The organism is Pseudomonas sp. NPDC087598, from assembly GCF_044743525.1.
In the GTDB taxonomy this organism is placed as follows: domain Bacteria; phylum Pseudomonadota; class Gammaproteobacteria; order Pseudomonadales; family Pseudomonadaceae; genus Aquipseudomonas.
The window spans coordinates 69444-93097 of sequence record NZ_JBIUWQ010000023.1 but is presented as its reverse complement, the minus strand read 5'-3'; the positions used below and the strand labels follow the sequence as shown (position 1 = coordinate 93097).

The 23654-nt window shown below is 60.4% G+C and carries 20 protein-coding genes; 12 read left to right on the top strand and 8 right to left on the bottom strand.

Annotated features, from left to right (window positions below; all coding sequences use genetic code 11):
• The 7 genes from ACIOWE_RS15010 to ACIOWE_RS14980 form a co-directional block, all read left to right on the top strand.
• A partial coding sequence (locus ACIOWE_RS15010; protein WP_401392660.1) for an ATP synthase delta/epsilon chain alpha-helix domain-containing protein occupies positions 1 to 132 on the top strand: 132 nt, incomplete at its 5' end.
• 117 nt (positions 133 to 249) lie between these two features.
• The gene (gene glmU / locus ACIOWE_RS15005; RefSeq protein WP_401392654.1) at positions 250 to 1617 is read left to right on the top strand and encodes a bifunctional UDP-N-acetylglucosamine diphosphorylase/glucosamine-1-phosphate N-acetyltransferase GlmU; all 1368 of its coding nucleotides are present in this window, start codon (positions 250 to 252) and stop codon (positions 1615 to 1617) included.
• A gap of 216 nt (positions 1618 to 1833) precedes the next feature.
• Entirely contained in the window at positions 1834 to 2610 is a 777-nt protein-coding gene (locus ACIOWE_RS15000; protein WP_201236193.1) for a DeoR/GlpR family DNA-binding transcription regulator, read from the top strand.
• A gap of 2 nt (positions 2611 to 2612) precedes the next feature.
• Positions 2613 to 4445, top strand: coding sequence for a glutamine--fructose-6-phosphate transaminase (isomerizing) (gene glmS, locus ACIOWE_RS14995; RefSeq protein ID WP_401392651.1), 1833 nt, complete (start codon positions 2613 to 2615; stop codon positions 4443 to 4445).
• A gap of 75 nt (positions 4446 to 4520) precedes the next feature.
• The gene (locus ACIOWE_RS14990; RefSeq protein ID WP_401392648.1) at positions 4521 to 5447 is read left to right on the top strand and encodes a LysR family transcriptional regulator; all 927 of its coding nucleotides are present in this window, start codon (positions 4521 to 4523) and stop codon (positions 5445 to 5447) included.
• A 103-nt stretch (positions 5448 to 5550) separates the two neighbouring features.
• Positions 5551 to 6177 (top strand): glutathione S-transferase family protein, encoded by a 627-nt coding sequence (locus ACIOWE_RS14985; RefSeq protein WP_401392645.1) that lies wholly within the window; start codon positions 5551 to 5553, stop codon positions 6175 to 6177.
• 64 nt (positions 6178 to 6241) lie between these two features.
• On the top strand, positions 6242 to 8272 hold the full coding sequence (locus ACIOWE_RS14980; RefSeq protein ID WP_401392642.1) for a pyridoxamine 5'-phosphate oxidase family protein: 2031 nt from the start codon (positions 6242 to 6244) through the stop codon (positions 8270 to 8272).
• 126 nt (positions 8273 to 8398) lie between these two features.
• Here the strand turns inward: ACIOWE_RS14980 and ACIOWE_RS14975 are convergent, their stop codons facing one another.
• Genes ACIOWE_RS14975 through ACIOWE_RS14940 form a run of 8 tightly spaced genes read right to left on the bottom strand, consistent with a single transcriptional unit; the run spans position 8399 to position 17408 of the window.
• Entirely contained in the window at positions 8399 to 9529 is a 1131-nt protein-coding gene (locus ACIOWE_RS14975; RefSeq protein ID WP_401392639.1) for a glycosyltransferase family 4 protein, read from the bottom strand.
• The gene (locus ACIOWE_RS14970) at positions 9530 to 10660 is read right to left on the bottom strand and encodes a glycosyltransferase family 4 protein (protein WP_401392636.1); all 1131 of its coding nucleotides are present in this window, start codon (positions 10658 to 10660) and stop codon (positions 9530 to 9532) included. It lies immediately after the preceding gene.
• Positions 10644 to 12020, bottom strand: coding sequence for a glycosyltransferase family 4 protein (locus tag ACIOWE_RS14965; protein WP_401392633.1), 1377 nt, complete (start codon positions 12018 to 12020; stop codon positions 10644 to 10646). The genes ACIOWE_RS14970 and ACIOWE_RS14965 overlap by 17 nt, the downstream gene beginning before the upstream one ends.
• Positions 12017 to 13282 carry an ABC transporter ATP-binding protein gene (locus tag ACIOWE_RS14960; RefSeq protein WP_401392631.1) on the bottom strand — a complete coding sequence of 422 codons (1266 nt, stop codon included), beginning with the start codon at positions 13280 to 13282 and terminating at the stop codon, positions 12017 to 12019. Before ACIOWE_RS14960 ends, ACIOWE_RS14965 begins: the two co-directional genes overlap by 4 nt.
• The gene (locus tag ACIOWE_RS14955; RefSeq protein WP_401392628.1) at positions 13282 to 14079 is read right to left on the bottom strand and encodes an ABC transporter permease; all 798 of its coding nucleotides are present in this window, start codon (positions 14077 to 14079) and stop codon (positions 13282 to 13284) included. Before ACIOWE_RS14955 ends, ACIOWE_RS14960 begins: the two co-directional genes overlap by 1 nt.
• Positions 14080 to 15522, bottom strand: a complete 1443-nt coding sequence (locus ACIOWE_RS14950; RefSeq protein WP_401392625.1) for a mannose-1-phosphate guanylyltransferase/mannose-6-phosphate isomerase — start codon at positions 15520 to 15522, stop codon at positions 14080 to 14082. It lies immediately after the preceding gene.
• A 3-nt stretch (positions 15523 to 15525) separates the two neighbouring features.
• On the bottom strand, positions 15526 to 16497 hold the full coding sequence (gene gmd / locus ACIOWE_RS14945; RefSeq protein ID WP_095188704.1) for a GDP-mannose 4,6-dehydratase: 972 nt from the start codon (positions 16495 to 16497) through the stop codon (positions 15526 to 15528).
• The gene (locus ACIOWE_RS14940) at positions 16494 to 17408 is read right to left on the bottom strand and encodes a GDP-mannose 4,6-dehydratase (protein ID WP_401392622.1); all 915 of its coding nucleotides are present in this window, start codon (positions 17406 to 17408) and stop codon (positions 16494 to 16496) included. Before ACIOWE_RS14940 ends, gmd begins: the two co-directional genes overlap by 4 nt.
• A gap of 426 nt (positions 17409 to 17834) precedes the next feature.
• Here ACIOWE_RS14940 and ACIOWE_RS14935 point away from each other — a divergent pair, with 426 nt between their 5' ends.
• From ACIOWE_RS14935 to ACIOWE_RS14915, 5 genes are read left to right on the top strand one after another with little or no spacing between them, the layout of a single operon-like run.
• Complete coding sequence (locus ACIOWE_RS14935; protein ID WP_401392620.1) at positions 17835 to 19457, top strand: glycosyltransferase; 1623 nt, start codon at positions 17835 to 17837, stop codon at positions 19455 to 19457.
• Entirely contained in the window at positions 19451 to 20755 is a 1305-nt protein-coding gene (locus ACIOWE_RS14930) for a glycosyltransferase (protein ID WP_401392617.1), read from the top strand. Before ACIOWE_RS14935 ends, ACIOWE_RS14930 begins: the two co-directional genes overlap by 7 nt.
• Complete coding sequence (locus ACIOWE_RS14925) at positions 20752 to 21639, top strand: bifunctional 2-polyprenyl-6-hydroxyphenol methylase/3-demethylubiquinol 3-O-methyltransferase UbiG (protein WP_201236206.1); 888 nt, start codon at positions 20752 to 20754, stop codon at positions 21637 to 21639. Before ACIOWE_RS14930 ends, ACIOWE_RS14925 begins: the two co-directional genes overlap by 4 nt.
• Positions 21636 to 22790 carry an acyltransferase family protein gene (locus tag ACIOWE_RS14920; RefSeq protein WP_401392613.1) on the top strand — a complete coding sequence of 385 codons (1155 nt, stop codon included), beginning with the start codon at positions 21636 to 21638 and terminating at the stop codon, positions 22788 to 22790. Before ACIOWE_RS14925 ends, ACIOWE_RS14920 begins: the two co-directional genes overlap by 4 nt.
• Entirely contained in the window at positions 22784 to 23611 is an 828-nt protein-coding gene (locus tag ACIOWE_RS14915; protein ID WP_401392610.1) for a class I SAM-dependent methyltransferase, read from the top strand. Before ACIOWE_RS14920 ends, ACIOWE_RS14915 begins: the two co-directional genes overlap by 7 nt.
• Positions 23612 to 23654: the final 43 nt, after the last annotated feature.

Here is a 23654-nt window from a genome sequence, read left to right as displayed (position 1 = left end):
CTCAAGGCTGCCGAGGCTGCTCTGCATGTGAAGAGCGCAGATTTCGATTACGGAGCTGCGTCCGCACGTCTGGCCGAGGCTGCAGCTCAGCTGCGCACCGTCCAGCAGATCCGCAAGAAGTTTGGCGGTTAATCCGTCAGTCACTTGTTGTGCGATTGATAAAAAAGGGTAGCCTCGGCTACCCTTTTTTCTTTTCCGAATTTACAACCCCGGTCGCAGTTGCTGACCACCCAGGATTGGTAGCCAGTCATGTCTCTCGAAATCGTAATCCTCGCGGCCGGCCAAGGCACTCGCATGCGTTCGGCGCTTCCAAAAGTGCTGCATCCGATTGCCGGCAATTCCATGTTGGGCCATGTTATCCACAGCGCCCGGCAACTTGATCCACAACGCATCCATGTGGTCATTGGCCACGGGGCCGATGTGGTGCGTGAGCGCCTGGCCGCAGACGATCTGAATTTCGTCCTGCAGGACAAGCAATTGGGCACCGGTCACGCTACCGCTCAGGCAGTGCCGTTCATTAAGGCCGACACCGTACTGATCCTTTACGGAGATGTACCGCTGATCGAAGTTGAAACTCTGCAACGTCTGCTCAAGCACGTCGTCCCAGGCCAGATGGGTCTGTTGACAGTCGAGCTGGATGACCCGACCGGTTATGGCCGAATCGTGCGGGATGCCGATGGCAAGGTTGCGGCCATCGTCGAACACAAAGACGCCAGCGAAGCCCAGCGCGCAATCACCGAAGGCAACACCGGCATCCTCGCCGTGCCGGCCAATCGCCTGGCCGACTGGATGAGCCGTTTGTCGAACAACAATGCCCAAGGCGAGTACTACCTGACTGACGTGATCGAGATGGCGGTCAGCGACGGTCTGGTCGTGGCCACTGAACAACCGCACGATCCGATGGAAGTGCAGGGCGCCAACGATCGCAAACAGCTATCGGAGCTCGAGCGGCATTACCAGTTGCGCGCTGGCCGCCGTCTGATGGCGCAAGGCGTGACCCTGCGTGATCCGGCACGTTTCGATGTACGTGGCGAAGTGACCGTTGGTCGCGACGTGCTGATCGACATCAACGTGATCCTCGAAGGCAACGTAGTCATCGAAGACGACGTGATCATTGGTCCGAACTGCGTGATCAAAGACAGTACCCTGCGCAAAGGCGTGGTGATCAAGGCCAACTCTCACATCGAAGGCGCGGTGCTGGGTGAAGGCAGCGATGCCGGTCCGTTCGCACGCCTGCGTCCAGGCACTGTGCTTGAAGCGCGTGCGCATGTGGGTAACTTTGTTGAACTGAAAAACGCCCGCATGGGCGAAGGCGCCAAGGCCGGCCACCTGACTTACTTGGGCGATGCAGAAATCGGTGCGCGCACCAACATTGGTGCCGGCACGATCACCTGTAACTACGACGGCGCCAACAAGTGGAAAACCGTGCTGGGTGCAGACGTGTTCATTGGCTCCAATAACTCCTTGGTCGCGCCTGTGGATATCTCCGACGGTGCGACCACTGCTGCCGGATCGACCATCACGCAGAATGTGGATAACGCGCAATTGGCCGTCGGCCGTGCGCGGCAGAAGAACATCGACGGCTGGAAGCGTCCGGAGAAGATCAAGAAGAGCTGAGTTATACACAGGCCGTTCGATTGCCATCGCGGGCAAGCCCGCTCCCACAAGGTTCGTGTTGAAGCACAGTTCTTCAACACACAGCGAATCCATGTGGGAGCGGGCTTGCCCGCGATGCTTTTATCCACAGAATATTTTTTGAGCACCTGCTTGACGATTTAACGCCGATAGGTTTTGATTGCTTCCGTTATCTTTCGAATCGAAACTTAAGCCGCCATGTCGAAACGCAATACGCCTCAGCGTCGCCACAATATTCTCGCTTTGCTCAATGAACAGGGCGAAGTCAGTGTGGATGAGCTGGCCAAACGCTTCGAAACCTCGGAAGTTACGATTCGCAAGGATCTGGCGGCGCTGGAAACCCATGGGCTATTGCTGCGCCGTTATGGCGGGGCGATCACCATGCCGCAAGAGCTGGTGGCTGAAACGCCTCAATCTGTTTCCAAATACAAACAGGCCATTGCCCGCGCTGCGGTAAAACGCATTCGTGAGCACGCCCGCATCATCATCGACAGCGGCAGCACCACCGCCGCGATGATTCCCGAACTTGGCCAGCAACCGGGTCTGGTGGTGATGACCAATTCCCTGCACGTTGCCAATGCCTTGAGCGAACTCGAGCACGAGCCCGTGTTGTTGATGACCGGTGGTACCTGGGATCCGCATTCGGAGTCCTTTCAGGGCCAGGTGGCCGAGCAGGTACTACGCTCTTACGACTTCGATCAGTTGTTTATCGGCGCTGACGGTATCGATCTGGTCCGTGGCACCACGACGTTCAATGAACTGCTCGGTTTGAGCCGGGTCATGGCCGAAGTGGCGCGGGAAGTCATCGTCATGGTCGAGGCCGACAAGATTGGCCGCAAGATTCCCAACCTGGAGCTGCCATGGAGCAGCGTCCATACCCTAATTACCGATGATCGCCTGTCCGTCGAGGCCCGCGATCAGATTCAGGCTCGCGGTATCAACTTGATTTGCGCGACTGTCAGTCAGGAGAAATAAGCATGTGTGGAATTGTCGGCGCCGTTGCTGAACGAAATATCACCGCCATCCTGCTCGAAGGCCTCAAGCGTCTGGAATATCGCGGCTATGACAGCGCAGGTGTGGCGGTCTATACCAACGACGGAACTCTTGAGCGCACGCGCCGGGTAGGCAAAGTCAGCGAACTGGATGCTGCGCTAACCGAGCATCCGCTGATCGGTCGTCTCGGTATTGCCCACACGCGTTGGGCAACCCATGGCGCGCCGAACGAACGCAACGCCCACCCGCATTTCTCCGGCGACATCGCCGTGGTGCATAACGGCATCATCGAAAACCACGAAGCCCTGCGTGAACAACTGAAAGCCTTGGGTTACGTGTTCACCTCGGACACCGACACTGAAGTCATCGCCCACCTGCTGACCCACAAGCTCAAGGATCTGCACGACCTGACCGTCGCCCTCAAAGCCACGGTCAAGGAACTGCATGGCGCTTACGGTCTGGCCGTGATCAATGCCAAGCAGCCTGATCGTCTGGTGGCTGCGCGTAGTGGCAGCCCGCTGGTGATTGGTTTGGGTCTTGGCGAGAATTTCCTCGCCTCCGATCAACTGGCCCTGCGTCAGGTGACTGACCGTTTCATGTACCTCGAAGAGGGCGATATCGCTGAAATTCGTCGCGATAACGTGCAGATCTGGGACGTAACCGGTAAAGCCGTCGAGCGTCAGACCGTGCAGTACACCGATGGCGCCGAAGCCGCCGACAAAGGTGAGTTCCGCCACTACATGCTCAAGGAAATCCATGAGCAGCCAGCGGTGGTGCAACGTACCCTTGAAGGTCGCCTGAGTAACGATCAGGTGCTGGTTCAGGCATTTGGCCCACAAGCGGCCGAGCTGTTCGCCAAAGTGCGCAATGTGCAAATCGTTGCCTGTGGCACCAGCTATCACGCCGGCATGGTCGCCCGTTACTGGCTCGAAGAACTGGCCGGCATCCCGTGCCAGGTCGAAGTGGCCAGCGAGTTCCGCTACCGCAAAGTAGTGGTGCAGCCGGACACTCTGTTCGTGACCATTTCGCAGTCCGGCGAAACCGCCGACACCCTGGCTGCGCTGCGCAACGCCAAGGAACTCGGTTTCCTCGCCAGTCTGGCAATCTGCAACGTCGGCATCAGCTCGCTGGTGCGTGAATCGGACCTGACCCTGTTGACCCAGGCCGGTCGCGAAATCGGCGTGGCCTCGACCAAAGCCTTCACCACGCAGTTGGTTGGCCTGTTGTTGCTGACCCTGTCGTTGGGTCAGGTCCGCGGCACTCTGGCCAACGGTGTCGAAGCGCGTCTGGTGGAAGAACTGCGTCGCCTGCCGACCCGCCTCGGCGAAGCGCTGGCCATGGACAGCACTGTGGAAAAAATCGCCGAGCTGTTCGCCGAGAAGAACCACACCCTGTTCCTCGGCCGTGGTGCGCAATTCCCGGTGGCGATGGAAGGTGCCTTGAAACTCAAGGAAATCTCCTACATTCACGCCGAAGCCTACCCGGCCGGCGAGTTGAAACACGGCCCGCTGGCGCTTGTGGATAACGACATGCCAGTGGTTACCGTGGCGCCGAACAACGAACTGCTGGAGAAGCTCAAGTCCAACCTGCAGGAAGTCCGCGCCCGTGGCGGTGAACTGATCGTGTTCGCCGACGAGAAAGCCGGGATGACCAATGGCGAAGGCACCCACGTGGTGCAGATGCCGCACATCCACGACATCCTCTCGCCAATCCTCTACACCATCCCGCTGCAACTGCTGTCGTACTACGTCGCTGTGCTCAAAGGGACGGACGTGGATCAGCCGCGTAACCTGGCGAAGTCGGTGACAGTGGAATAAGTTATCCACAGTTGAGTGATGCACAAAATAATCGCAGCTTCGGCTGCGATTTTTGTATCTGACTTGAGGGCCTCTATGGACCGCTTCCAGGAAATGCAGATCTTCGCCACCGTCGCTCAGGAGCAAGGTTTCTCCGCAGCGGCGCGGCGCCTCGGTTTGTCGGCGGCGAGTGTCACGCGGGCGGTGGCGGCGCTGGAGTTGCGGATCGGTACGCAATTGCTGGTTCGCACTACGCGCAGCGTGCATCTGAGCGAGGCCGGGCAGCGTTATCTGGAGGACTGTCGGCGGATTCTCGCGGAGGTGCAGGAGGCTGAGGATTCGGCTGCCGGCAGTCACGCCCAGCCGCGGGGGCAGTTGACGGTGACGGCGCCGGTGCTGTTCGGCGAGTTGTTTGTCACGCCGGTGATGGCCGGTTATCTGGCGCAGTATCCGGACGTTTCGATCAATGCCTTATTGGTCGATCGCATCGTCAGCATGGTCGAGGAGGGCATTGATGTCGCGGTGCGCATCGGTGAGTTGCCGGACAGCAATCAACACGCGATTCGTGTGGGCGAGGTGCGGCGGGTGATTTGTGGCTCCCCTCAGTATTTCGCGGTCAACGGCAGGCCCGCCCATCCCCTGGAGTTGGCCGGCGCGCCGGTAGTCGCCACTTCGTCAATTGGTCAGCTGCGCAGTTGGCCATTTCTTGATCAGGGTGAAGCGCTGAGTGTGCGTCCTGAATCCCGCTTGGTGGTCACCGCCAATCAGGCTGCAATCACTGCGGCATGCCTGGGCGTGGGGCTGACCCGAGTGCTTTCTTATCAAGTGGCAAACAAAGTGGCGACCGGTGAGCTTGAAATTGTCCTCGCTGACTTCGAACTGCCGCCGCTGCCGATTCATGTGGTGTATCAGGGCGGGCGCAAAGCACCGGCGCGGGTGCGTAGTTTTGTCGATTTCACCGTAGATGCCTTGCGTGCGCATCCGGCGCTGAAGAACGCCGCGTTATTGCGTGAGCTGAAATAATCGATTGCGAATGCTGGTGATTCTGTTGCTGCAAGGATAGGTGGAAGATGGCTTCCCAGCGCTGCCACTCCCGGAGCGGTGCGATCATCCTGCGGAGTCGACCATGCAACCGATCAAGTTCTACAACTTCCCGCGTTCCGGCCATGCCCATCGGGTGGAGCTGATGCTGTCCCTGCTGCAGTTGCCGACCGAGACAATCCTGATCGATCTGGCCAAGGGCGAACACAAACAGCCGGCATTCCTTGCGCTCAACAGCTTCGGCCAGGTGCCGGTGATTGATGACAACGGCGTGGTGCTGGCTGATTCCAACGCGATTCTGGTCTATCTCGCGCAAAAGTATGGCGACGGTCGCTGGCTGCCGGGCGATCCGCTGGGTGCTGCGCGCGTGCAACGCTGGCTGTCGGCGGCAGCGGGACCGATTGCGTTTGGTCCGGCGGCGGCGCGATTGGTTACCGTGTTCGGTGCGCAACTGAATGCTGAAGACGCCATCAGCCGCGCGCACAATTTACTTAAAGTCATGGAACAGGAACTGGGCAAAACCCCGTATCTGGCCGGCGACGAACCGACCATCGCCGACGTTTCCGCCTACAGCTACATCGCCCATGCACCGGAAGGCAACGTTTCGCTGGATGACTACGCGAACGTGCGTGCCTGGCTTGCCCGGGTTGAGGGCTTGCCGAATTTTGTCGGCATGCCGCGCACGGTGGCGGGTTTGCAGAAAACCGCCTGAAGCCATCGGCCCGGCACAGTCCGGGCCTTGCACACTGCGCCAGCGGCGCAGGGGAGACGCCGTGATGGAACGTTCACCGTGGCACGCTGGCGAGCAACAGTTGCAAGCGCATGTAGGCGTTGCTGAACGCATGGAGGAATTCGGCCGTAAGGTGATTCGCACCTGGATGCCGGACCAGCACCGCGAGTTCTATCAGCAATTGCCGTTCATGTTGTACGGCGCGGTCGATTCTGAAGGCCGTCCGTGGGCCAGCGTGCTCGAAGGCGCGCCGGGGTTTGCGCATTCGCCAGACCCTGAGCATCTGCACTTCTCCACGCTCCCGGTTGCCGATGATCCGGCGCCGTTGCGCAGCGGCGAGCCTATCGGTCTGCTCGGTATCGAACTGCACACCCGTCGGCGCAATCGCCTCAACGGCCATGTCGGCGATTTGAATGGCTTCGGTTTCACCCTGAGCGTCGATCAAGCGTTCGGCAACTGCCCGCAGTACATTCAGCTTCGGCAGTTTCAGCGTGTTGCGCTGAGTGATCCGCAGACGCGTCCGCCTCAGCATCTCGACAGGCTCGACGACGCGGCTACAGCTCTGATCGAAGGCGCTGACACGTTCTTTGTCGCCAGTTACGTCGACGTCGACGGCCAGCGTTCGGTGGATGTTTCTCACCGAGGCGGTCAGGCCGGGTTTGTGCGCGTGGAAGGCAACCGCCTGACCATCCCGGATTTTGCCGGCAACCTGCACTTCAACACCCTCGGCAATCTGCTGCTCAACCCCAAGGCTGGCTTGCTGTTCATCGACTTTTCCACAGGCGATCTGCTGCAACTGAGCGGTCGTACCGAGATCATGCTCGATGACCCGCAAATCGCAGCCTTTCAAGGTGCGGAAAGACTATGGACATTCGAGGTGGAAAAACTGGTGCGACGCCCGGCGGCATTGGCCTTGCGTTGGCGCTTCGACGGCATGTCGCCGACCAGTCTGTTGACCGGCAGCTGGGCCGAGGCCGATGCGCGTTTGCAGGCGCAAGCACTGGGCAACCGCTGGCGGCCGTTGCGGGTGGCGAAGATCGACATGGAAAGCCGGCACATCCGTTCGATCTATCTGGAGCCCGACGATGGCGTCGGTTTGCCGGTGTTTCAGGCGGGCCAGCACTTGCCGCTGCGCTTCACCCTCGATGGTGAAGTGCACATCCGCACGTATAGCCTGTCGAGTGCGCCGTCGGACGGTTTCTACCGCATCAGCGTGAAACGCGAAGGACGGATTTCCACGCACTTGCATGAGCAGATTCGTGTCGGCGATGTCCTTGAAGCACGGGCGCCGCAAGGGCATTTCACCGTGGCACCGCTGGAGCGCAGGCCTTTGGTGCTGCTGGCGGCCGGGGTTGGTATCACGCCGTTGCTGTCGATGCTGCGCGAGGTGGTGTATCAGGGCCTGCGCACTCGACGGATTCGTCCGACGTGGTTGATCCAGAGTTCACGCAGCCTCGCCGATCAACCGTTTCGCAGAGAGCTGGATCGCTTGCTGGAAGAGGCGGGTGATGCCGTGCGGGTCTTGCGCCTGCTGAGTCAGCCGGAAGCGGATGTGCATCAAGGCGAGGATTTTGATCTGCAGGGCCGCATCGACGCCAACCTGTTGAGGAATCTGCTGGAGGTCGCGGATTACGATCAGATCGATTTCGTCCTCTGCGGCCCCGGCGGTTTTACTCAGGGGCTGTACGACAGCCTGCGTGAACTGGACGTCAGCGATCGGCAGATCCACGCAGAAACCTTTGGCCCATCGACCCTAAAGCGTCGGCCCGATCCGGACGCCAAGGTGATCGAACAACCACCCGCTGCCACCACGTCTGTGCCGGTTGTTTTCGAACGCTCGGCGAAAGAGGCGCGTTGGCAGCCGGACGGCGGCAGTCTGCTGGAACTGGCGGAAAGCCGTGGGCTGCGCCCGGAGTTCAGTTGCCGAGGTGGTTCGTGTGGTACCTGCAAGACCCGGCTGGTTAGCGGAGCAGTGAATTATCCACAGCCTCCGGCGGACATTCCGGAAGCGGGGCATGTGCTGATTTGTTGTGCGGTGCCAGCCAAAAGTGAACAACCGCTGGTGCTGGATCTCTGATCAGCGATACCCGTGTAGGAGCTGCCGGAGGCTGCGATCTTTTGATTTTGATTTTGATTTTAAAAAACAAGATCAAAAGATCGCAGCCTCCGGCAGCTCCTACACGGGTACCAGATTCAATTCTGCTTAGGCGTAGGACAACGCCTTTTCCTCCAGTAGCTCCTGGTACAGATCCGTCCACTTGCGGCCCATTTCATCGGCTGTGAATAACTGCCGATAGCGCGCCTCAGCCTTCATCCCCATCTCTGCGGCGCGCAGCGGGTTTTCCCACAAGGTGCGCATGGCTTCGCGGAACGCCTGTGGATTACTCGGTGGCACCACCAGCCCGGTTTCGTTGTGGATATTGATGTAACTGGTGCCGGTGCCGATCTCGCTGGAGATCATCGGTTTGCCGTACATCGCGCCTTCGAGCAGGGAAATGCCGAACGCCTCGGAACGCAGGTGTGACGGGAACACAATGGCGTAGCTCAGTTGCAGCAGCGCGACCTTGTCTTCATCACCCAGGCGACCGAGGAAATGAATGTTGCGCAGCCCCAGCGCCGTCGCCTGGGCATGCAGCTCCTGCTCCAGCGGACCGGCCCCGACGATGACCACCGGGTAATCCACCTCTTTCAATGCATCGAGGAGGATATGCAGGCCTTTGTAGTAACGCATCACCCCGACAAACAGGAAAAACTTATCCCCAAGCTGCTGGCGCCAGCGATTCATCCGCTCGGTGTCCGGCTGTGGATAACCTGATTTGTTCAAGCCGTAGGGAATGACCCGGGTCTTGTCCTGAAATTGCTGCAACACATCACTGGTGTGCAGGTAATTGGGGGAGGCGGCGACGATGCGGTCGGCGCTGGCGAGGAAGCGATTCATCAGTGGCCGGTAGAGTTTGAGCAGGTGTTTCTGGCGAATGATGTCTGAGTGGTAAGTCACCACACTGGGCTTGTTCGTGGCACTGGCGAAGTGCACCAGGTCCATGAACGGCCAAGGAAAGTGGTAATTGACCACATCGGCCTCGGCGGCCAACTCGCGAAACAGTTTGAACACGCTCCAGGAAAATCCGGTGGAGGCGAACTGAATGTCGAGTTTCGCCCGGTGCACTTGATGCTGCCCCAGTTGCACCACGGCGGGCGTCGGATCAGCGCTGAGGGTTAGCACCTGGCCGTCGATGCCGTGTTGGGCGCCGCTTTCGCACAGTTGAAAGATCACTTGTTCGATGCCGCCGACCGAATCAGGCAGGTACGTCTTGAAAAAATGAAGTACGCGCATTCAACCTCCCATGGCCTGTCGGTAGGCACCGGCCGTGGCCTGTGCACAACGCTTCCAGGAAAAAAATCGTGCCTGCTGCAATCCGGCTTCTCGGCATGCCTGCCAGTGTGTTTGATCGTCGATCAGGCGACTCATCACGTCGCGTAAGCCGTCTGCATCGTCAGCGTCAATATAATTACCGGCGTCACCCGCCACTTCCGGCATGGCCGAAGAGCGGGTGGTCACCACCGGGGTGCCGCTGGCCATCGCTTCCAGTACCGGCAGGCCGAAACCTTCGTACAGCGAAGGAAAAATCAGTGCCCGGGCGCCAGCGAGCAATTGCGCGACGTGTTCGTCGGGCAGATAACCGAGCAGGCACACATGTCCGCTGGCCAGTGCCTGGCGCAAGGGTTCACTGAACTGCTCACGCTGCCAACCGGCCATGCCGACAATCAGCAACGGAAACCGCTCGCGCACGCCTTCCGGCAACAAGGCGTGGGCGCGCAAGGCCAGACTCAGGTTCTTGCGCGGCTCCAGCGTACCGACACACAGGAAATACCCGCGCGCCTCGACGGCATGCGCCTTGAGCACCTTGTCGATGCTGTTTGGCTCGCGGGGATGGAAGCGTTCGGCGACACCCAATGGCGCCACGACAAAGCGCTCGGCGGGCAGCCCGAAATGTGTTTGAGCTTCGTCGGCAATCGCCTGCGAGTCCGTCAGGATCAGCCGCGCCTGCTGTACCCCGATGGACAGTCGCCGGTCGATTTCCTTGAGCCGTGCCGGTGGCTGGGTCTCGGGAAAATGCAGGTGGGTCAGATCATGCAGAGTGATCACGGTCGGGCCGTCAAAGGCCAGCGGCCACAGACTCGGCTCGTGATACAGATCGAAGCCCTGCGCGCTGCCGTGATCGAAGCGTTTCTGTTCCAGCCAACGGCGTGCCTGGTACGCCCCGGGAATCTGCCGCAGCAGTGGCGTCAAACGCGAATAACCGGGCATGGCCGCTTCCGGCAACGCCGAACTCCAGCCCCAGCCGTGAAACAGACTCACGTCAACATCAGGTTCGCTGCGCAGGGCGTTGACCAGTTCGGCGACGTAGTGGCCGATGCCGGTGCGCGGCGCCTGCAGAATCCGCGCGTTAAGAGCAATGCGCATGCTGACTCTGCGGGCCGACCGCTGAAGGGTTCACATTGCGCGCGATACGCTCGACCAGCTGCGCACTCGCTTCGCGCCAACTCAGCCAGCGCCATTGTTCAAGGCCGAGGGGAGCAGGGAAAACCTCGCTGCGTTCCATGTCGGTGACCAGATCGGTCAGGCTCTGCGGGTCTGCCAAATCGAAATACGCCATGTAATCGCCGCCGATTTCGCGGAACACCGGGATGTCGCTGCCCATCGCCGGTAAGCCGCGTTGCATGGCTTCCACCAGCGGCAGACCGAAACCTTCGACATGGGACGGGAACACCAGTGCCGTCGCGTGGGAGTAGGCATGTTCGAGGCTTTTGTCGGACAGCGAGTTGTACATGAGCAAGCGTCGGTTCAGCTCGGGATGCCGGCGGATGCGTTCGATCAACGCCTCGCACTTCCAGCCGATTTTGCCGACGATGCATAACCGCGCTTTCGACCCCGCAGCCCAAGCGCGCTCGAACGCATCCAGCAGGTAAGCATGGTTTTTGCGCGGTTCGATGGTGCTGACCATGAGGAACACCGAATCCGCCGTTTCGAACAGTCGCAACAAACCGCGATCGACTTCGGCTTCGGCGTCGCTCAAGTCCAGCTCCGAACCGAGGTGAAAATAATCGAACCAGCGCTGGCCGACCTGTTGCGCGCCGATGCGCCGCAGCATTTCTTCGTGCACCTGATCACGGATGGTGGTCGAGATCGCCACGTAGCCATCGGCCGTGCGGGCGATCCAGTCGAACCAGTCGTTGAATACCTTGACCAACCCGGCATCGCAGAACTGCGGATGGGTCAGCGGGATCAAGTCGTAGATCACCGAAACGATACCGACCCCTTCACGCTTGAGTTGCTCGGCCAAAGGGAAAAAGTTGGCGTGCCAGGACGAGTCGAGCAGTACCAGTTGATCGCCGGCCCGATGCTGCAACGGCACGCAGCGCTCGGGGATCTGTTTGCCCTTGAGTGCTCGTCCCAGCAGGCGCATCGGCAGGCTGAAACAGGCGAAAGCTGTGAGCCGGCAGCCGACATACAAGACTCGACGTACGAAGTGCGACTGACTGAACGGGCGCCGCCGCTCCAGGGCTCGATGGCGCAACCAGAAGGCGTTGGCCCACTGTTCGAGTTTCACCCGCAGGCCGATCAGATCGAGCTTCAGCGATTTCAGCGGGGCCAGACTCTTAACCTGATACAAGCCACCGTCGATCATCACCACCGGAATGCATTCAAGGTTTTCGTCGGCGGCCGGCAGTTGCTGGATGACGTTGCGCACCACACGCTGAATACCCGAGTTGGCGTCGGGGTGTTCGAAGACGTAAGTGCATTCCACCAACAGTCGCGTCATTTCGAGATCTCTCTGTCAGGCAGGGGCGCGAGGTGTTCACTGGAACGGGTGATTTCAGTTTGCGCCTGCAGCCAGGCGCAACCGACAAAGTCTTCCTGACGGTTGTTGATGACGTGGAAGATCAAACCGAAGTCGCGCCATTCGAAGTTGCGATCCAGATGCGAATCCAGACGCGACAGGCTCAGTGCTACCGAATAACTGCCCTTGCCCAGGCGCATGTCAAAAGCGAAGCGGAAGGTCACGCGCTCGCCGGCACTCGGATCGGTGACGGGTTTATCGAGGCGATGGGTGTTGATGCCGTAAATCGCCTGACCCAGACGATCCTTGATCATGAAGCCGAGAATCAGCCGTTCGATGTCTTCGCGCACTTCGGTCTGCACTTCCAGCACCACAGGCTGGCCGACTTCCGCGACTTCGAGACTGCGTCCCTGGGTATCGAGCAGGCGCACGCTGACGATCCCCGCTTCACCGGTGCCGGAAATGGTTTGCACCTGCCCATTGGCGAGCATCTCCTGGCGCACGATCTGGCCTTCGCGCTGGGCGAGCATGGCGTTGTAGTAGTCCATGACTTCTTCGGGTTTGCCGCGCATCGCCAGACGCCCGTGCTCCAGCAGGATCGCGCTGTCGCAGATCGACTGGATGGCCGAGCGGTCATGGGAGACGAGCAGCAGAGTGGTGCCGGCCTTGCGGAAGCTGCGGATGCGTTCGAAGCTTTTGTGCTGGAAATAGGCATCGCCCACCGACAGCGCTTCGTCGACGATCAGGATATCCGGGCGGCGCGCGGTGGCGACACTGAACGCCAGACGCATCTGCATGCCACTGGAATACGTGCGCACCGGCTGATCGATGGCCTCGCCGATCTCGGCAAAACTTTCGATCTGCGGCATCAGCGCTTCAATCTCTTCAACCTGCATGCCCAATAACTGGCCGGCCATGAACGCGTTCTGGCGACCGGTAAAGTCAGGATGAAAGCCCATGCCCAGTTCCAGCAGTGCAGCGACTCGACCTTGCAACTGGATCTGTCCGCGAGTCGGCTGGGTGGTGCCGGTGATCATCTTCAGCAACGTGCTTTTGCCCGCGCCGTTGACGCCGACGATGCCCACGGCTTCGCCGGGTTGAATCTCGAAATCGATGTCCTGCAAGACCCAGTGCAAGTGATGCCTGGGCCGGGAAAACGGCACCATCCATTCGAGCAGACGGCTCCAGCGATTGGGGTATTGCTTATAGGCCTTGGCCAGGCCACTGACACGTATGCTGCCCATCAGAGTTCGTCCACCATTTCACCGATGCGTTGGCGGAACAGGCGCAGCGCCAAGGCACAGAACAGCAGGCCGATGATCAGCAGCGGCATCAGCGACGGCCAGTTCGGCCACTGGTTGTAGAGGAACACGTTCTGGTAACTGGTCATCAGCGCCGTCATCGGGTTGAGGCTGATCAGGTGCTGGATGCCTGGCGGCAGAATCGACAGCGGGTACACGATCGGTGTCAGCCAGAACCAGAATTGCAGACAGATGCCGAACATCTGCCCGACATCGCGGAAGAACACGTTGAGGATGCCGAGGATCATCCCCAGTCCGGCGGCAAAGATCACTTGCACGATCAGCAGCGGTATCAGCGCCAGCAACGCCATGCCGGGCAGGCGTCCGCTGATCAGCAGGAAACCGAAAAACAGCGCCAGGATGATCGCGAAGTTGATCCCGGCATTGAACAGCGCAATCACCGGCAGGCAGATACGCGGAAAGCTGATTTTCTTCAGAAGGTTGGCGTTTTCCAGAAACATGCTCTGGCTGCGCGAGGTGATTTCCGCAAACAGACCCCAGGTCAGCAGGCCGGCGCACAGGTACACGCTGTAAGCCAGGCCGTCATCCACACCCGGCAGGCGTGCACGCATGATCTGGGAAAAGATCACCGTGTACACGACGATCATCGACAACGGATTGAGCACGGTCCACAGCGCGCCGAACAGCGAATTGCGATATCGCGCCTGAAACTCCCGTTTGACACTACCGAGGATGAATCCACGGTAGCTGCGCAGCGAGCGATACAAGGAAAGCAGCATTCAGGCCGTCCTGCCGTAATCGTCTTCGAAGCGCACGATGTCGTCCTCTCCCAGGTATTCGCCGCTTTGCACTTCGATGATCACCAGATCGATCACGCCGGGGTTCTCCAGGCGATGCCGGTGCCCGGCGGCAATGAACGTCGATTCGTTCTTGGCCACCAGATGCGTGCCGGTGCCGTTGTTGGTGACCTTGGCCATGCCTTCGACTACCACCCAGTGTTCGTTGCGGTGATGGTGCATTTGCAGGGAGAGCTTGCCGCCCGGCTTGACCACGATGCGCTTGATCTTGAAGCGCGGTCCTTCCTCCAGCACGGTATAGGTGCCCCACGGGCGGCTGACCGTACGGTGCAGGCGATAGGCTTCGTGGGATTTGTCCTTGAGCTGTTTGGCCACGCGACGGACATCCTGTGCGCGGTCGGCGTGAGCCACCAGCACGGCGTCGGCGGTGTCGACGATGATCAGGTTATCCACACCGACAGCGGCGACCAGACGGCCCTCGCTCTGGACGAAATTGTCATGGCTGTCGATGAAAATCGCTTCGCCGCTGGCGCGATTGTTCTCGGCATCCGCCGGCACCAGTGCAGCCACGGCGCCCCATGAACCGATATCGCTCCAGTCGAAACCGGCGGGCACCACGACGACTTTTTCCGAGCGCTCCATCAGCGCGTAGTCAATGGAAATGTCGGTGATTGCAGCGAAGAGCGCCGGTGACAGTTCCTGTTGCAGGCAGCCGACGGTTTCCACCGGGGCGCTGGCGGCCATGCACGCGCGGGTTTGTTCCAGCAACTCAGGGGCATGCAATTGCAGTTCAGCGATCACGGTGGCGGTGGTGAAGCAGAACATCCCCGAGTTCCACAGGAAGTTGCCGCTTTCCAGATAATGCGTGGCGGTTTGCAGGTCAGGTTTTTCCACGAAACGCTGCACTTTTGCAGCGCCTCTGGCGTTCAGTGGCGCACCGGTCTCGATGTAGCCGAAGCCGGTTTCCGGCGCCGTCGGCACCACGCCAAAGGTCACCAGATAACCGTCCTTCGCCAGATTGACGGCGTGTTCGACGGCGCTTTTGAGCGCGTTCTGATTGACGATCAAATGGTCGGCCGGCATCACCACCATGATCGCGTCGTCGCCGTGCAGCGCTTGCAGTGACAGCGCGGCGGCGGCAATCGCCGGGGCGGTGTTGCGCCCGGTCGGCTCCAGCAGGAAGTGCCCGCGATGGCGAGATACGTGGGCCGCGCAATAGTGATCCTTGCTTTGGAAGTAGTACTCGCGGTTGGTCACCGTGACGATGTCGCCCCAGCCGTCCAGCAATGCGGCGGCACGCTGATAGGTCTTGCCCAGCAACGACTGGCCGTCGGGCAGGGTCATGAACGGCTTGGGGTGGTCCTCGCGGGACACCGGCCACAAACGGGTGCCGGCACCGCCGGACAGAATCACGGGGATCAGCATGGCCTACTCCTTGGCGACGCGTTTCATGTCCGCATCCATCATCATGCGGATCAAGGTGTCCAGGTCAGTCTTCGGCTTCCAGCCCAGCACGCGCTGAGCCTTGGCCGGGTTGCCGAGCAGCACTTCGACTTCGGCCGGGCGGAAGAAGGCCGGGTCGATTTTCACGTAATCGCGGTAGTTGAGGCCGACGTGATCGAAGGCGATACGGCACATTTCGCGCACCGTCGTGGTGACGCCGGTGGCGACCACGAAATCATCAGGTTTGTCCTGTTGCAGCATCAGCCACATGGCCTCGACGTAATCACCGGCGAAACCCCAGTCGCGCTTGGCGTCGATGTTGCCCAACGCCAGTTCCTGCTGCTTGCCCTGCTTGATGCGGGCGGCGGCGTCGGTGACTTTGCGGGTGACGAACTCGATGCCGCGCAGTGGCGATTCGTGGTTGAAAAGGATGCCGCTGCTGGCATGCAGGTTGAAACTTTCACGGTAGTTGACGGTGATCCAGTGGCCGTACAGCTTGGCCACACCGTACGGACTGCGCGGGTAGAACGGCGTGTTTTCGTCCTGCTGCTCAGCCTGGATCAGGCCGAACATTTCGCTGGTCGACGCCTGATAGAAGCGAGTATGCGGGCTGAACTGGCGGATCGCTTCGAGCAAGTGCGTAACGCCCAGGCCATCGACGATGCCGGTGGTCACCGGCTGGTTCCACGAAGCTGCGACGAAACTCTGCGCCGCCAGGTTATAGATTTCGTCCGGAGCCGATTGAATGACAGCGCGTTGTACCGAGCAGGCATCCGCCATGTCACCGTCCAGATAGACGATGTCGGCCTCTACGCCCATTTCGCGCAGACGCCAGCGCGAATCGCTGCTGCGCCGAGCCACAAAGCCATAAACCTTGTAGCCCTTGTCGAGCAGCAGTCTGGCCAGATAGGCGCCGTCCTGGCCGGTGATCCCTGTGATCAATGCACTTTTAGTCATTCTTGTCGTACTCGCGTCTCCCAGTCGGACAGGATCGCCCGCAGGGATTGTTGTGTAGTGATGTCTGGCGCCCATCCGGTGGTGTTGGCCAGTTTTGCGTGGCTGCCGCACACGCGGCGCTGATCGGCGCGCCGCATGCGCGCCGGGTCCTGAACCAGTTGCATCTCGACTTCGGCGAGGTCCGCCAACTGTTCAATGAGGCTGCGGATGCTTTGCTCGCGCCCCGAGCAGATGTTGTAGACCTGCCCCGGTTGACCTTTCTCGAGCAGCGCAAAGTAGGCCGATACCACATCGCCGACATCAAGGAAGTCCCGCGTCACATTGATGTCGCCGACTTCCAGTTGCGGCGTTTGCAGACCCTGCTTGATACGAATGATCTGGCGGGCGGCGCTGGCGATGACAAAGCTGTCTTTCTGCCCGGTGCCGATATGATTGAACGGGCGCGCCACCAGCACTGGCCACTGCTCGCTCAGGCCCCATTGCAGGCTGAGAAATTCCGCCGAGAGTTTGCTCACCGCATAAGGGTTGCGCGGGCAGGGCGGTTGTTGCTCGGTAATCGGCAGATCGTTTTCAGCCACTTGGCCGTAAACGTCGCCGGAGCTGACATACAGGAACGTGCCGGCAAAACCGCGCGCCTTGAGAGCCTGCAACAGATTGAGAGTGCCGAACAGATTGATGTCGAGGGTGCGCGCCGGGTCACGGAATGCTTCGGGGACGAAGGTCTGCCCGGCCAGGTGAATGACAGCGTCGGGCAATTGCGGCCAGAGATCGACGAGGCTGTCGGCATTCGTGAGGTCATAGGGCGAAGCGACAGACAGCAGCTCCCAAGACGAATCAGGTACTGCCAGACGTGACTGGATGTGGTGTCCCACGAATCCGCTTAGACCCGTGACGAACAGACGCTTTTTCAAACAGCGACCCCTTGGTCTTGAACTTGCGCCACTTTCCCACAGGCCTTAAGGAAATATCCGACAGATCGAAAGAAAAGGCGTCTGCGGGACGGGCGAAGTCAAATGTTGTAGTTGTTTGTTACCAATCTGTTCCAATTGCTCGGCAATTTCAACAGGGCAAACCGTGACCGGTCAGTTCTCATTAGCGTAGTCAGGTTTTTTCTCGCCGCGCGGTTCACGAATGCTCGACGGATGTGTTTAGAATGCCCCTCGTCGCCATGCCCGGGGTTCGCCGTGGACGTAGCGCAACAGGGTGAAACCGACCACTAAAACAAGAACGAAGACGGGCCTCAAGAGTAAGGACAAGCACCGGTGATACCGGCTTGATCCGATGCCGGGCCGTCATAGCATGAGGCTGCCGGAATGGCCGCTTCATCGTGGGATGCCATGAATTTCATTCTTTACTCGGACGTCAATGACCGTTCCATCAGCCAGAGTCTCGGTCGTCCTGAATACAGTTACTACTTCGTGCTCAAGGCGTATCGCCCGGTGCTGGAAAGCCTTGGTCGCGTGCATGTGGTGGCGTCCGTCGCTGATGTCGATCCGCTGTATCAACAGCTGAGTCAGGCCGGTGAGGAATGTCTGTTCCTTTCGTTTTCGCCACCGCATAAAGCCCCGACCGATCTGCAATGCCCGATGGTCTGCGTGATTGCCTGGGAATATGACTCGATCCCGTCCGAGAGCTGTGACGACGATCCCCGCCAGGACTGGAGCCAGACCTTGGCACGCCATGGCCGGGTAATTACCCTGTCCACGCATACGGCGCAGGCGATCCGCAAAACTCTGGGTGAGGATTTCCCCGTACTCGTGCTGCCCACGCCGTTGTGGGAGGGCTTTGCGCAGGTGCGACAAGACTACCCAGGCGTCCCGGTAAACCCGGGCACGACTTTGCAGATCAAGGGTTGCATCATCGACAGTCGCGCGATGGGCCTGTCCGCCGATGGCTTGATCGCGCCGATACACAATGAGCAGGAACTGCAACTTCGCGGCCTGGCCGAGCCAGAGCCGGAGCCCGAGGCCGCGCCGCCCCTGACCTGGCGTCGGCGTGCATTCATCACCAAGCATTACCTGCGCGAAACCTGCCGGGCGCTGGTCGGCCCTCGCGAACATCCGCCGCTGTTTTTGCTCAAGCACAATCTGCTGTTGTGGTATCGCGAAGCCGTTTGCGATCTGGTGCCGGATGGCCTCCGCCAGCAGTTGGCGAGATTGCGTACGCCAGCACCGCAGCCACTGCCGGTGGCCACCACGGTCAGCGAAGCGCTGGACCCCGCAGGGCATCCGCAAGCGGTACTGCCCGACACCAGCGAGCAAGTGGCCATCGACGTCAGTGGCGTGGTCTACGTGAGCGTGTTCAATCCCGAGGACGGTCGCAAGAACTGGCATCACCTGATCACGGCCTTCTGCTGGGCCATGCGTGACAACGAAGACGCCACGCTGGTGCTGAAAATCACCCAGAACGACCTGACGAGCTACTACGTCCACTTGATTACCTTGCTTTCGCAACTGTCGCCGTTCGCCTGCCGGGTCGTGGTCATGCACGGCTATTTGCAGGATGAGGAGTTTGCCCGGTTGTACGGTGCCGCGAGTTTCTACGTCAACGCGTCCCGCTGCGAAGGTTTGTGTCTGCCGCTGATGGAGTTCATGTCGTGCGGCAAACCGGTGATTGCCCCGAACCACACGGCGATGCGCGACTACATCGACGAGCAGGTCGGGTTCATCGTCAAGTCCAGTCACGAGCCGACGATCTGGCCGGAAGACGTGCGGATCCTCTACCGCACCGTGCGCCACCGTCCGGACTGGAGTTCATTGAAAGCCGCTTATGAGGACAGCTATGCCATGGCCAAAAACCACCCGCAGGCTTATCTGGCCATGGCCGCTGCCGCCAATCAACGCATGCGCGATTACTGCGGGTTTACCCCGGTGCAGCAGCGCGTAATGGCGTTTTTCGACCTGAAGGCGGACAGCGAAATCACACCGCTGATGGCCGAGGCGGGGACTGCCGCATGCTGATCATCATTCATTCGGAAACCAACAAGAGCAACATACAGCAGAACCTCGGCCGCCCCGAGTACAGCTACTACTTCGTCCTCAAGGAATTCCGCCCGGTGCTGGAGCGAATCGGCCAGGTGATCGAAGTCAGCAATCCGGACGAACTGGTTGATCGCCTGTATTTCGATTGCCTGAGCCGTGGCGAAGATTGCGTCTTTCTGTCCTTCTCGCCGCCGCATCGCACACCGATTCATTACGCCTGCCCGACCATCCCGGTATTTGCCTGGGAGTTCAGCAGCATTCCCACCGAAAGCTGGCAGGGCGAACCTCGCCATGATTGGCGTGTGGTGCTGGAGGCGTGCGGCCGGGCGATCACTCATTCGAGCTTCACGGTCGACACCGTGCGCGATGCGATGGGCGCTGATTATCCGATCTGCGCGATCCCCGCCCCGGTGTGGGATCGTTTCGCCGCGCGCGGTGAACATCTGGATCGACGCCCGGTGGTCGAACCGGTCACCCTGAATCTGCGCGGGTTGCTGATCGACAGTCGCACTGTGGATTTACGCCCCTATGGGCCACCCGGGCGGTGCGAAGGCACGCCGATGTCCTTCGCCGGGCCGGCGCAGGATTGCTCGCTGCAGCTTGACGGCGTGGTCTATTCCTCGGTGTTCAACCCCTACGATGGGCGCAAGAACTGGCAGGACATGCTCAGCGCGTTTTGCACCACGTTCCGCGATACCACCGATGCGACTCTGGTGCTGAAACTCACGCACCATGACATCGCCGATGCGCTGACCGACATGTTGCACCACCTCTACAAGAACCAGTCTTACCGATGCCGGATCGTGCTGATCCACGGCTATCTGGCGGATGTCGATTACGAGCGCCTGGTGCAGGCCACCAGCTACGTGGTCAACAGTTCCTTCGGCGAAGGCCAGTGCCTGCCGCTGATGGAGTTCATGTCCTGCGGCAAACCGGCGATTGCGCCGTTGAACACCGCGATGGCTGACTACGTGAGCGGCGACAACGCATTCATCGTCGACTTCACCGAAGAGCTGACGGCTTGGCCACACGATCCGCGAGCGGCCTATCGCACGATGCGCTACATGACCAATTGGGACTCGCTGTGTGCGGCGTATCGAGCCAGCTACGACGTGGCGAAGACTGATGAACAGCGTTATGCCGCGATGTCGGCCGAAGCGGTGCGCAGCCTTGAGCGCTTCTGCAGTCAGGCCGGCGCCGAGCAGCGTTTGCAGGCGTTTCTCAAGCCGTTGCTGCAAGCGGCGGGCTCCTCATCTGCGCCAGTCGCCGTCGCATGATCCGGCGCCTGCTCGCTCGATTTCGCCCGGCGCCAGCAGCGCTCCCCGTCGAAGAGTCGGCGCCTGCCGCGCCCGATACGGCGTCGCCGTTGTATGTCGGATTGCGTGACGCGGTTCTCGACGGCTGGTTTCTAGGTGACAGCGGCGAGTTGCTCAAAGGCTTTGCCATCAACGCTGACGATACGTTGCTCGACGTCGGTTGCGGTGACGGCGTAGCGACACTGTTTGCCGTGCGCCAGGGCGCATCAGTGATCTTCACCGACAGTGAACACGACAAGGTGCGCGAACTGGCGCGGCAAGTCGACGCGCAAAGCCGTCAGTTGAATCTGGGGCTGGTCAGTAACAGCCTGCCATTGCCCCTGGCCGATGGTTGCGCGAGCAAAGTGGTGTGCATGGAAGTGCTTGAGCACGTCGACCAGCCCGAAGCATTCATGGCCGAACTGGTGCGCATGGGCCGTCCTGGCGCGCAGTACCTGCTCAGCGTGCCGGCGCCGGTCGGCGAGCATCTGCAAAAAGGCATCGCTCCGGCCAGTTACTACCAGTCGCCCAACCATGTGCAGATTTTTACCCCGGAGCGTTTCGCCGCACTGGTAGAGGACGCTGGCCTGGTGATCGAGCATCGTCAGGCCAGCGGCTTTTTCTGGGTGATGGGCATGATCTTCTTCTGGGCCGGCGAACGGGCTGCCGGTCGTGAACTCTCGGGGGCCGTGCGTGACCGCATCCATGAGCCGTTCACGCCGATGATGGAGCACTGGGCCAGGGCCTGGCAGAGCCTGCTCGATCAGCCTGACGGGCTGCTGGTCAAACAGACGCTGGACCGGTTCATGCCCAAGAGTCAGGTGATCATCGCGCGCAAGCCACTGGATGGCGGAGGAGCACCATGAGCGACAAGCGAATCATGGACATCGAAGTCTTGCGCGCTATCGCCGTGCTGGGCGTGCTGTTCCATCACGTGCAGGGGAGCCTGTTTACCGATACCGTGCCGCTGCTGGTGAAGATTCAGCTGTGGGCGCAATCGTGGTGGGGCGTCGATCTGTTCTTCGCGATTTCCGGGTTTGTCATCGCTCGCAGTCTGATCCCGGCGCTGCGCAGTTGCAGCAGTCGTCAGGAGTACTGGCAGCAGACCCGCAATTTCTGGCTGCGTCGCGCCTTCCGGTTGTTGCCTGCGGCTTGGCTGTGGCTGGCGCTGATGCTGCTGGCGTGTGTCTTTCTCAATCGCTCGGGGGCGTTCGGTTCGCTGTCCGCTAACCTGCAGGCGACGCTGGCAGGTGTGCTGCAGTACGCCAACTTCCGCCTGGCCGACAGCTTCTTCCACTACGAATACGGCAGCAGCTTTGTGTACTGGAGCCTGTCGCTGGAGGAGCAGTTCTACCTGCTGTTCCCGCTGCTGATTCTGCTGTTGCGCAAACACCTGGTCTGGGCGTTGCTGGTGCTGGTCGCGGTGCAGATTCTCACGGTGCGCACGCCGTTTCTGATGTTCGTGCGCACCGATGCGCTGGCGGTGGGTGTGCTGCTGGCAATGTGGAGTGCGCAACCTTCCTACCGACGCTGGGAACCGACTTTTCTGCGCTTGCCCGGGGTCGGCACAACGGTGTTGCTGGTGATCGGATTGCTCCTGTGTTTCATGGCCACCGACCGATTTACGTTTGCCAGCTATCGCATCGGTTCGCTCACCGTGCTCAGCGCGCTGCTGGTGTGGATCGCCTCGTACAACCGCGATTACTTGCTCCCGGCCGGCCGGTTGCAGCAGCTGATGGCCTGGATCGGCAGCCGTTCCTATGGCATCTACCTGATCCATGTTCCGGCCTATCTACTGGTGCGTGAATTGATCTTTCGCTTGCAGGCAGCCGGGCTGCCGAGCCCCGCCGGGCATCCGATTCTGACTTCGCTGATTGCCCTGGGCCTGATCGCGTTGCTCAGCGAACTCAATTACCGCTTCGTCGAAATGCCCATGCGCAAACGCGGCGCCGCCCTGGTGGCGCGCCTCGGTACGTCCCGATCCGCTGTCCCATCCTCTGGAGCCACCTCATGCTGAGCTTTTTGAAGAAACGCACAGTGGCGGCGCCTGCTCCCGCCGTTGCACCCCCCGCCAGCCCGGAAGCGGCCAGGGTCGATCCCTTCCTGCTCGGCCTCTACGATTCGGAGCTCAGCGGCTGGTTCAACCAGAAGACCGGGGAGCTGTTCACAGGCTTTCCTGTGGGCGCCGAAGACACGCTGCTCGACGTCGGCTGCGGTGATGGCGGCAACGTGCATTTCTGTGGCATGCGCGGGGCGAAGATCATCATTGCCGACATCGACGGCGCCAAGGTCGAAGCCACCCGCCAGCGTCTGAGCGATACCCCGGCGCGCGACATCGAATGCCATGTCACTGACTGCAATCCCTTGCCGATCGCCGATGGCACCGCGACCCGCGTGGTGTCCACTGAAGTCATCGAACACGTCGACGATCCGGCGCAGTTCCTCGCCGAACTGGTGCGTATCGGCCGCCCGGGCGCGCTGTATCTGCTGAGCGTGCCGCACCCCAGCTCCGAACACCTGCAAAAAGGCATCGCCGCGCCGGTGTATTTCGAGAAGCCCAACCACGTACGGATCATCGGCGAAGAGCAGTTCAAGGAAATGGTCAGTGACGCGGGCCTGGAAGTCATCAGCCACAGCCAGCACGGTTTCTATTGGGCCATGTGGATGCTGTTGTTCTGGGAAGCGAAGGTTGACCTGAGTAATCCCGATCACCCGTTGCTCAACCATTGGGCCGCCACCTGGCAGGCACTGCTGGAAACGCCGCGCGGGTTGCAGATCAAACAGGCACTGGATGCGGTGGTGCCGAGATGCCAGATCATCATTGCCCGAAAGCCCTGAAGCTTTATCGCCGGGAGCCTGCTTCCGGTGGTTTTGTGTACCC

Excerpts from the sequence above, each read along its gene's own strand:
- ACIOWE_RS14960 (WP_401392631.1), bottom strand. The coding sequence starts at position 13,282 with ATGGGCAGCATACGTGTCAGTGGCCTGGCCAAGGCCTATAAGCAATAC.
- ACIOWE_RS14935 (WP_401392620.1), top strand. The coding sequence starts at position 17,835 with ATGAATTTCATTCTTTACTCGGACGTCAATGACCGTTCCATCAGCCAG.
- ACIOWE_RS14980 (WP_401392642.1), top strand. The coding sequence starts at position 6,242 with ATGGAACGTTCACCGTGGCACGCTGGCGAGCAACAGTTGCAAGCGCAT.
- ACIOWE_RS14930 (WP_401392617.1), top strand. The coding sequence starts at position 19,451 with ATGCTGATCATCATTCATTCGGAAACCAACAAGAGCAACATACAGCAG.
- gmd (WP_095188704.1), bottom strand. The coding sequence starts at position 16,497 with ATGACTAAAAGTGCATTGATCACAGGGATCACCGGCCAGGACGGCGCC.
- ACIOWE_RS14990 (WP_401392648.1), top strand. The coding sequence starts at position 4,521 with ATGGACCGCTTCCAGGAAATGCAGATCTTCGCCACCGTCGCTCAGGAG.
- ACIOWE_RS14915 (WP_401392610.1), top strand. The coding sequence starts at position 22,784 with ATGCTGAGCTTTTTGAAGAAACGCACAGTGGCGGCGCCTGCTCCCGCC.
- ACIOWE_RS14970 (WP_401392636.1), bottom strand. The coding sequence starts at position 10,660 with ATGCGCATTGCTCTTAACGCGCGGATTCTGCAGGCGCCGCGCACCGGC.
- ACIOWE_RS14985 (WP_401392645.1), top strand. The coding sequence starts at position 5,551 with ATGCAACCGATCAAGTTCTACAACTTCCCGCGTTCCGGCCATGCCCAT.
- ACIOWE_RS14965 (WP_401392633.1), bottom strand. The coding sequence starts at position 12,020 with ATGACGCGACTGTTGGTGGAATGCACTTACGTCTTCGAACACCCCGAC.
- ACIOWE_RS14975 (WP_401392639.1), bottom strand. The coding sequence starts at position 9,529 with ATGCGCGTACTTCATTTTTTCAAGACGTACCTGCCTGATTCGGTCGGC.
- glmU (WP_401392654.1), top strand. The coding sequence starts at position 250 with ATGTCTCTCGAAATCGTAATCCTCGCGGCCGGCCAAGGCACTCGCATG.
- ACIOWE_RS14950 (WP_401392625.1), bottom strand. The coding sequence starts at position 15,522 with ATGCTGATCCCCGTGATTCTGTCCGGCGGTGCCGGCACCCGTTTGTGG.
- ACIOWE_RS14955 (WP_401392628.1), bottom strand. The coding sequence starts at position 14,079 with ATGCTGCTTTCCTTGTATCGCTCGCTGCGCAGCTACCGTGGATTCATC.
- ACIOWE_RS14920 (WP_401392613.1), top strand. The coding sequence starts at position 21,636 with ATGAGCGACAAGCGAATCATGGACATCGAAGTCTTGCGCGCTATCGCC.
- glmS (WP_401392651.1), top strand. The coding sequence starts at position 2,613 with ATGTGTGGAATTGTCGGCGCCGTTGCTGAACGAAATATCACCGCCATC.
- ACIOWE_RS15000 (WP_201236193.1), top strand. The coding sequence starts at position 1,834 with ATGTCGAAACGCAATACGCCTCAGCGTCGCCACAATATTCTCGCTTTG.
- ACIOWE_RS14925 (WP_201236206.1), top strand. The coding sequence starts at position 20,752 with ATGATCCGGCGCCTGCTCGCTCGATTTCGCCCGGCGCCAGCAGCGCTC.